This window comes from Pedobacter sp. 05L430 (assembly GCF_056397585.1).
The window spans coordinates 1-6,843 of record NZ_JBFTNT010000230.1; the positions used below are offsets into that span (position 1 = coordinate 1).

The following is a 6,843-nucleotide window of genomic DNA, read 5'->3' on the forward strand; positions in this document are numbered from 1 at the left end:
ACTTTGATAAGTAATCTATTCGGATGCTGGCCTCATATTCCCTGCCTCTGCGCTGGATATTGTTAACCAATGTAGGTACAGATGCACGAAGGTAAACAAGTAAGTCAGGAGGTTTGATAAACGAGGTTACATTTGCAAAAATTGCTTTATAGTTTTGATGATCTCTTGTGGTCATCAGGCCCATGTCGTGTAAGTTATCAGCAAATATATGAGCATCCTCATATATGGTCCTATCCTGTATTACGTTTCTGTTGAAGTTTTGTATATCTACGATTTGTTGGAAACGACTATTAAGAAAGTAAATTTGAAGATTGAAGCTCCATCTTTTCATGTCGCTGTAAAAATCTTCGAGATATGGGTTATTGTCAACAGCTTCGTATAAAGCTTCCCATCCATAATTCTTAGCCAGTAAACCCGTTAGCGTGGTTTTTCCTGCTCCTATATTTCCTACTATCGCTATGTGCATAAACTTTTATTGAAGATCAGTAAGGTAGTTATTTTAGGCAATAAGTTAAAATGATTTGAAGCCAATTAATTGTCTGACCTCTCTTATTGTTTTTTGTGCGCTTTCTCTGGCTTTTAAAGCACCATGAATAGCTACCTGACGTAAATATGAACTGTCTTTAGAAAGATCTTCAATACGCTCACGAATGGGGGTGTTAAAAATGATCATATCTTCGGCCAGTTGCTTTTTGAAGTCACCGTACCGAATACCCATTTTATTATACAAGTCATCAAAATGTTTCAGTGTATCGGCGGGTGAAACAATTTTCATTAAATCAAACAGATTCTGGATTGCTTCCGGTTTTGTTTGGTTTTCCGCTGAAGGGCCACTATCAGTTACCGCGCGCGACACTTTTTTACGGATAATTTCAGGGCTGTCTGATAAATAGATGCAGCTACCTTCTCCGTTTGATTTGCTCATTTTTCCATTTCCATCTAAACCAGGTACCTTAACCAGATTTTTCGAGTAGTTAAAAGCAAATGCTTCAGGGAAATATTCTGAATTATATAATCTGTTAAATCTATTGCCAAAAGTACGTGTAAATTCAAGGTGCTGTTCCTGATCTTTTCCAACGGKTACTTTTGTAGCCTTATGGATCAAAATATCAGCTGCCATTAAGGTAGGGTAGGTTAGCAGACCTGCATTTACATTATCTGGCTGAGACCTTACTTTGTCTTTAAATGAAGTACTTCTTTCCAACTCACCCATGTATGCATTCATATTAAGATATAAATACAGTTCGGCAACTTCCGGAACATCAGACTGAATATAGATGGTTGTTTCTTCAGGGTCTATTCCACATGCAAGATATTCTACCAAAACGTGTCTAACGTAGCCATGTAAATCTCCAGGAGTAGGATKAGTCGTTAAAGAATGAAGATCAGCAATGAAAAAAAAGCAGTTATAATCGTACTGCATTTTTACAAAGTTGGTTACTGCACCAAAATAATTCCCTAAGTGTAATTTTCCTGTCGGACGTATGCCACTAACTACCGTTTCTTTCATAGGGCCGAAATTAATAAAAAACCACAACTCGATCTGCTAATAATTTCTTTTTTTATCCTTATTTCTTTAATTGGTTAATTAATTTCTCAACTCTGATACTTTAATGGTTTGAATTCTAAAAATTTGTATGTTTGAATTCAATGGTTAAACTTCTAAGGCACCTGCACCGTATTTATTCTTTATTTGTTCTTTTGGTTTTTTCGGCTCTGTTTTACCCGTTTTATTATCTTGCTTCGAGAAACCCAAAGTACTACGACCTGATGAACAAATTGCGCAAATGGAATAGCTTCATTTGTAGTTTCTTTATTGGATTGGCTTATCGTATTAAGTTTGAAGAGGAATTAAAAAGCGATCAGACTTATATCTATTGTGCCAATCATACTTCTAATTTTGATATCATGATACTTTGTGTAATTGCAAAGGGACGCTTTCATTTTATGGGTAAAGAAGAGTTGCTGGCTAACCCTGTTTTAAAGTTGTTTTTTAATACTATTGATGTTCCGGTAAAGCGTGAGAGTAAGATTTCGGCGTTTAGGGCGTTTAAAAAAGCAGGTGATAATCTGGAAAAGGGAATGAGCCTGATTATTTTTCCGGAAGGAAGGATAGAAGATCAATATCCTCCCAAAACAATCCCTTTTAAAAATGGGCCTTTTAGACTTGCAATTGAAAAAAATATAGCCATTGTTCCTGTCAGTATGATTAATGTTTGGAAAAGAATGTGGGATGATGGATCAAAATATGGAACAAGTCCGGGAATTTGCGATATTTACATCCACAAACCAATTGGGACTCAGGATTTGGGTGTTGATGACTCAGATATATTGAAGGACCGCGTTTTTGATTTAATAAACAGTAAACTTGCTCATAAATGATTATAGATAAGCAAACCATAAATAAAGTTGCTGATTTAGCCAGAATAGCTATTGAAGATAAAGAAGTTGATACATTGATTGCCGACATGAATAAGATACTTACTTTTATGGAGAAGTTGAATGAGTTGGATACTACAGGTGTAAAGCCTTTGGTTTATATGAACCAGGAAGAAAACATCTGGAGAGAAGATGTAGTGAAGCAGGAAATTACAGTACAAGATGGATTAAAGAATGCAGCTAAACACAACGAAAGCTTCTTCTTTGTCCCTAAGATCATAGAAAAATAAGCTGAAGTGTAACATTGAAGTATTAAAGATCGTCTAAAAAGAAAAAAGTGATGGAAAAAGCATTAATACAAATTACAGAGATAGGCCGTAAATACGTTATAGGTTCAGAAGTTATTCATGCTTTAAAATCCGTTACTCTTGATATCCATAAAGGCGAGTTCGTTGCTTTAATGGGGCCTTCAGGTTCTGGTAAATCGACCTTAATGAACATTCTTGGCTGTTTAGATACCCCAAGTAAGGGAACATACATTCTTAATGGAATTAATGTGAGCCATATGACCGATAATGAGCTTGCTGAGGTAAGAAATAAAGAGATCGGGTTTGTTTTTCAAACTTTTAATCTTTTACCCCGTTCAACATCTTTAGATAATGTTGCTTTACCATTAATTTATGCCGGTGCTTCTAAAAAGGAGCGTGACGAGCGGGCTCAAAAAGCTTTGGAAAACGTAGGCCTGGGCAACAGGGTTACACACAAGCCTAATGAGCTTTCGGGTGGGCAGCGCCAGCGTGTAGCTGTTGCCAGAGCTTTAATAAACAACCCATCAATTATATTGGCCGATGAGCCAACAGGTAACCTTGATACTAAAACTTCCATAGAAATTATGGGTTTGCTTGAAGAAATTCATAGTAAGGGAAATACCATCATCCTGGTTACGCACGAGGAGGATATTGCTCAACATGCTCATCGCATTGTGCGTATGCGCGATGGTTTGGTTGAGAAGGACTATAAGAATGAAGATATTAAAACCGTATCGCCACGCCTTAGCAATCTGGAAAAAATAGGCAGTGATTTTGAGAAAATAGTATAACATTTCTTAATGAAGATATATACCAAAACCGGTGATAAGGGATTAACCTCGTTGATAGGAGGTACCCGAGTTCCGAAATTCCATTTGCGTATTGAATGTTATGGAACCGTTGATGAGCTTAATTCCTACATAGGATTAATCATGTGTCAGGATATAGATAACCATCATCAAAAAATACTTAAAGAGATTCAGGACAGGTTATTCACTGTAGGAGCATCGCTAGCTGCTGATCCTGAAAAATCCAAAATGAAGATACCCGACCTTCATGAAAGCGACATTGCACTGTTGGAACAGGAAATGGATGGCATGAACGAAATACTGCCAGAATTGAAGCATTTTGTGTTGCCAGGTGGAAATACGGTAGTTTCTTACTGCCATGTTGCAAGATGTATTTGCCGCCGTGCAGAGCGTTTAACGGTACATTTGGCTGCCGAAAGCTTTGTTGACGAAAAAATGACCATTTATTTGAACCGTTTAAGCGATTATTTATTTGTTTTGGCACGAAAACTGAATTTAGATGCTGGAACGGAAGAAAATATATGGCTTCCGAGGCTTTAAAAAAAGTGGAAAAAAAAGTTTGTTTTGCTCAGGTTTTTTAATATACTTTTGCGAATAAATTTAGAATAACTTAATAGTAAAGAAATATGTATTGGACTTTAGAACTCGCATCGCATTTGGAAGACGCTCCATGGCCTGCAACAAAAGATGAATTGATAGATTATGGTATACGATCTGGAGCACCTGTAGAGGTGATAGAAAATTTACAAGCTTTGGAAGACGATGGGGAACCATATGAAACCATCGAAGAAATTTGGCCAGATTACCCTACTAAGGATGATTTCTTCTTTAACGAAGACGAATATTAACCATAACTAATAAAAAAGAAAGGCCCCAATTATCGGGGCCTTTCTTTTTTTGGAACGATGATTGTTTATGTATTGTCATGGAAGTGTTTAACACAACCTGAAATCTATCTAAAACATATACTTAAATTAAACGTTATGGGAAATCTACTTTATCTAGTTGCCGTAGTATTAGTAATACTGTGGATCATTGGCTTCTTCTTTAATGGTTTTGGTCCGAATGTTGGTGGCTTAATCCATATTTTATTAGTGATTGCTGTTATCGCAATTATTCTAAAAGTTATCAATAGGGCAGCGTAATAGCATTCCTGTTAATCGGTCGTTATGCTATTAGAGACCATTTGTCTTTATCAGCGTAACGACCGCTTGAGGAAAATTGAAGCAATTTCAAGATCCTCCGGATAAGTAATTTTAATATTCTCTCTTTCTCCGTCTATCATATTTATCTCAAATCCAGAATACTCGGCAACTGAGGCGTCGTCCGTAAACTCATTTCTGAACGGCTTTTCATATGATTTTCTTAACATGTCCAGATTAAATGTTTGGGGGGTTTGTATCAAAGCGACCTCATTTCTGTTCAGCGACTCACTTTTTTGGCCTCCAATGATTCTCCTGATGGAATCTGTTGGATTAATGCCTACAACACAGTTGCCTTTTTCTTCCGCTACCTGAAATGATTTCGAGATAAGCTCAGGAGATACCAATGGTCTTACTGCATCATGTACGGCAACAATCCCTTTTCCCCTAATTGCTTTTAAACCGTTTTTTACGGAGTGAAATCTTTGTTCGCCACCTTTTATTACCTGATGAGGAATTGAGCAGCTGTAAGTATTACAAAGCTCTTCCCAGTAGGCATGTTGATGTATGTTTAATACTAAGAGTATTTCGGGGTTTAGTGGGCATTGATGAAAAGCCTCAAGTGTATGCATGAGTATCGGCTTGCCATCTAATAATAGAAATTGTTTGGCGATGGTATTTTGCATTCTGTTGCCGGAACCACCTGCAACTAAAATAGCGTAGTATTTCATGAGTGAGTATTTAGTACTTAGTATTTAGATAAATCGTATAGTTAATGAGCTATTTGCATTTTGTCTAAATACTAAGTACTAGTATCTAAAGTACTAAATGATTAACATAGCATCACCATAGCTATAGAAACGGTATTTTTCTTTTAAAGCTACTTCATAAGCATGTCTAACATAATCGTAACCGCCAAATGCACTTACCATCATCAATAAAGTTGATTCCGGAGTGTGGAAGTTAGTAATCATTGAGTTAGCGATACTGAAATCATATGGAGGGAAGATGAACTTGCTCGTCCAGTCGTTAGCCGCCTTAAGTGTTCTGTTTGAAGAAACAGCAGATTCTATTGCACGCATCGAAGTAGTTCCAACAGCACAAACCCTTCTTTTTTCTTCAATCGCTTTATTTACAATATCTGCATCTTTTTGCTCAATAATGTACTGTTCTGAGTCCATTTTGTGTTTAGTTAAATCTTCAACCTCTACAGATCTGAAAGTACCTAAGCCAACATGTAAAGTAACTTCTGCAAAATTAATACCTTTTAATTCCAGACGTTTCATCAACTCTCTGCTAAAATGCAAGCCAGCAGTTGGGGCAGCAACTGCACCTTCATGTTTTGCAAATATAGTTTGATAACGTTCTTTATCCTGCGCAGTAGCTTTACGCTTAATGTATTTTGGAAGTGGCGTTTCGCCAAGGATTTCGATATTTTTTCTGAATTCTTCGTCAGTTCCATCAAATAGGAAACGGATGGTACGTCCGCGTGAGGTGGTGTTATCAACAACTTCGGCAACTAATAAATCGTCATCACCAAAGTATAATTTGTTTCCAACGCGGATTTTACGGGCCGGATCAACCAAAACATCCCATAAACGTAATTCTTTGTTCAGTTCACGTAATAAGAAGACTTCAATTGTCGCACCTGTTTTTTCCTTGTTTCCGTATAAACGGGCAGGAAAAACTTTGGTGTTGTTCAATATCATTACATCCTTATCATCAAAATAACCTAAAATATCCTTAAATATTTTATGTTCAATTTTGCCACTATCCTTGTGTAAAACCATTAAACGGGCTTCGTCCCTTTGTTCTGAAGGATTATTGGCAACTAATGATTCAGGTAGATTAAACTTAAATTGAGATAACTTCATATTTTTCGATGTGATAATTAAGGGCGCAAATTTACAAAATATAATCTTCTTTTTTGCAATTAACTTACGTCCTGATAAACAAGATATGTTTTATTCATAAACATAAATGTATTTTTTATATTATATAATGTTTTTCTGTAACCTTTTTGGTTAGTTTTGGTCTAAACATTAATTATGATCATTCTCAAACTAATAGGCGAAAGTTTTCGATTTGCATTTGATGCTCTCCGCCAAAATAAGCTTCGCACCATGCTTTCCTTATTAGGGATCACCATTGGTATTTTTGCAATCATATTCGTGTTTTCTGCTGCTGATACTTTTAGAAGTAAAC

Annotated in this window: 10 protein-coding genes and 1 pseudogene; 7 read left to right on the top strand and 4 right to left on the bottom strand. The window is 36.4% G+C overall.

The features are described 5' to 3' along the window. The coding region (locus AC1DG9_RS20730) for a deoxynucleoside kinase (protein WP_477635168.1) at positions 1–466 on the bottom strand (466 nt) is incomplete at its 3' end. Positions 467–511: 45 nt separating this feature from the next. After that, positions 512–1,510, bottom strand: a complete 999-nt coding sequence (gene trpS / locus AC1DG9_RS20735; protein ID WP_477635169.1) for a tryptophan--tRNA ligase — start codon at positions 1,508–1,510, stop codon at positions 512–514. A 260-nt stretch (positions 1,511–1,770) separates the two neighbouring features. Between trpS and AC1DG9_RS20740 the strand changes: the two genes are divergently transcribed. The 6 genes from AC1DG9_RS20740 to AC1DG9_RS20765 all read left to right on the top strand — a co-directional run bounded on the left by AC1DG9_RS20740 (position 1,771) and on the right by AC1DG9_RS20765 (position 4,641). After that, a complete protein-coding gene (locus tag AC1DG9_RS20740; protein WP_477612306.1) occupies positions 1,771–2,382 on the top strand; it encodes a lysophospholipid acyltransferase family protein in 612 nt (203 codons plus the stop codon). Then, complete coding sequence (gatC, locus tag AC1DG9_RS20745; protein ID WP_048906171.1) at positions 2,379–2,669, top strand: Asp-tRNA(Asn)/Glu-tRNA(Gln) amidotransferase subunit GatC; 291 nt, start codon at positions 2,379–2,381, stop codon at positions 2,667–2,669. Before AC1DG9_RS20740 ends, gatC begins: the two co-directional genes overlap by 4 nt. Before the next feature lie 50 nt (positions 2,670–2,719). Continuing rightward, positions 2,720–3,478: an ABC transporter ATP-binding protein gene (locus AC1DG9_RS20750; protein ID WP_172659157.1), complete on the top strand. Its 759-nt coding sequence runs from the start codon at positions 2,720–2,722 to the stop codon at positions 3,476–3,478. Between the two features lie 9 nt (positions 3,479–3,487). Further along, entirely contained in the window at positions 3,488–4,036 is a 549-nt protein-coding gene (locus tag AC1DG9_RS20755) for a cob(I)yrinic acid a,c-diamide adenosyltransferase (protein ID WP_172659156.1), read from the top strand. A gap of 86 nt (positions 4,037–4,122) precedes the next feature. After that, positions 4,123–4,344: a DUF2795 domain-containing protein gene (locus AC1DG9_RS20760; RefSeq protein ID WP_008240955.1), complete on the top strand. Its 222-nt coding sequence runs from the start codon at positions 4,123–4,125 to the stop codon at positions 4,342–4,344. Positions 4,345–4,479: 135 nt separating this feature from the next. After that, positions 4,480–4,641: a lmo0937 family membrane protein gene (locus AC1DG9_RS20765; RefSeq protein ID WP_152542334.1), complete on the top strand. Its 162-nt coding sequence runs from the start codon at positions 4,480–4,482 to the stop codon at positions 4,639–4,641. A 50-nt stretch (positions 4,642–4,691) separates the two neighbouring features. On the opposite strand, the gene AC1DG9_RS20770 is transcribed toward AC1DG9_RS20765, so the two are convergent. Together AC1DG9_RS20770 and queA are read right to left on the bottom strand one after the other, a co-directional pair. Further along, on the bottom strand, positions 4,692–5,369 hold the full coding sequence (locus tag AC1DG9_RS20770; RefSeq protein WP_172659155.1) for a 2-C-methyl-D-erythritol 4-phosphate cytidylyltransferase: 678 nt from the start codon (positions 5,367–5,369) through the stop codon (positions 4,692–4,694). A gap of 93 nt (positions 5,370–5,462) precedes the next feature. Then, positions 5,463–6,512, bottom strand: a complete 1,050-nt coding sequence (gene queA / locus AC1DG9_RS20775) for a tRNA preQ1(34) S-adenosylmethionine ribosyltransferase-isomerase QueA (RefSeq protein WP_172659154.1) — start codon at positions 6,510–6,512, stop codon at positions 5,463–5,465. Between the two features lie 174 nt (positions 6,513–6,686). Here queA and AC1DG9_RS20780 point away from each other — a divergent pair. Beyond that, positions 6,687–6,843, top strand: a pseudogene (locus AC1DG9_RS20780) (ABC transporter permease); the annotation flags it as partial.

What these genes read in the sequence shown, in the direction of transcription:
- AC1DG9_RS20740 (WP_477612306.1), top strand. Translation starts at nt 1,771, where the DNA reads ATGAACAAATTGCGCAAATGGAATAGCTTCATTTGTAGTTTCTTTATT.
- gatC (WP_048906171.1), top strand. Translation starts at nt 2,379, where the DNA reads ATGATTATAGATAAGCAAACCATAAATAAAGTTGCTGATTTAGCCAGA.
- AC1DG9_RS20750 (WP_172659157.1), top strand. Translation starts at nt 2,720, where the DNA reads ATGGAAAAAGCATTAATACAAATTACAGAGATAGGCCGTAAATACGTT.
- AC1DG9_RS20755 (WP_172659156.1), top strand. Translation starts at nt 3,488, where the DNA reads ATGAAGATATATACCAAAACCGGTGATAAGGGATTAACCTCGTTGATA.
- AC1DG9_RS20760 (WP_008240955.1), top strand. Translation starts at nt 4,123, where the DNA reads ATGTATTGGACTTTAGAACTCGCATCGCATTTGGAAGACGCTCCATGG.
- AC1DG9_RS20765 (WP_152542334.1), top strand. Translation starts at nt 4,480, where the DNA reads ATGGGAAATCTACTTTATCTAGTTGCCGTAGTATTAGTAATACTGTGG.
- AC1DG9_RS20770 (WP_172659155.1), bottom strand. Translation starts at nt 5,369, where the DNA reads ATGAAATACTACGCTATTTTAGTTGCAGGTGGTTCCGGCAACAGAATG.
- queA (WP_172659154.1), bottom strand. Translation starts at nt 6,512, where the DNA reads ATGAAGTTATCTCAATTTAAGTTTAATCTACCTGAATCATTAGTTGCC.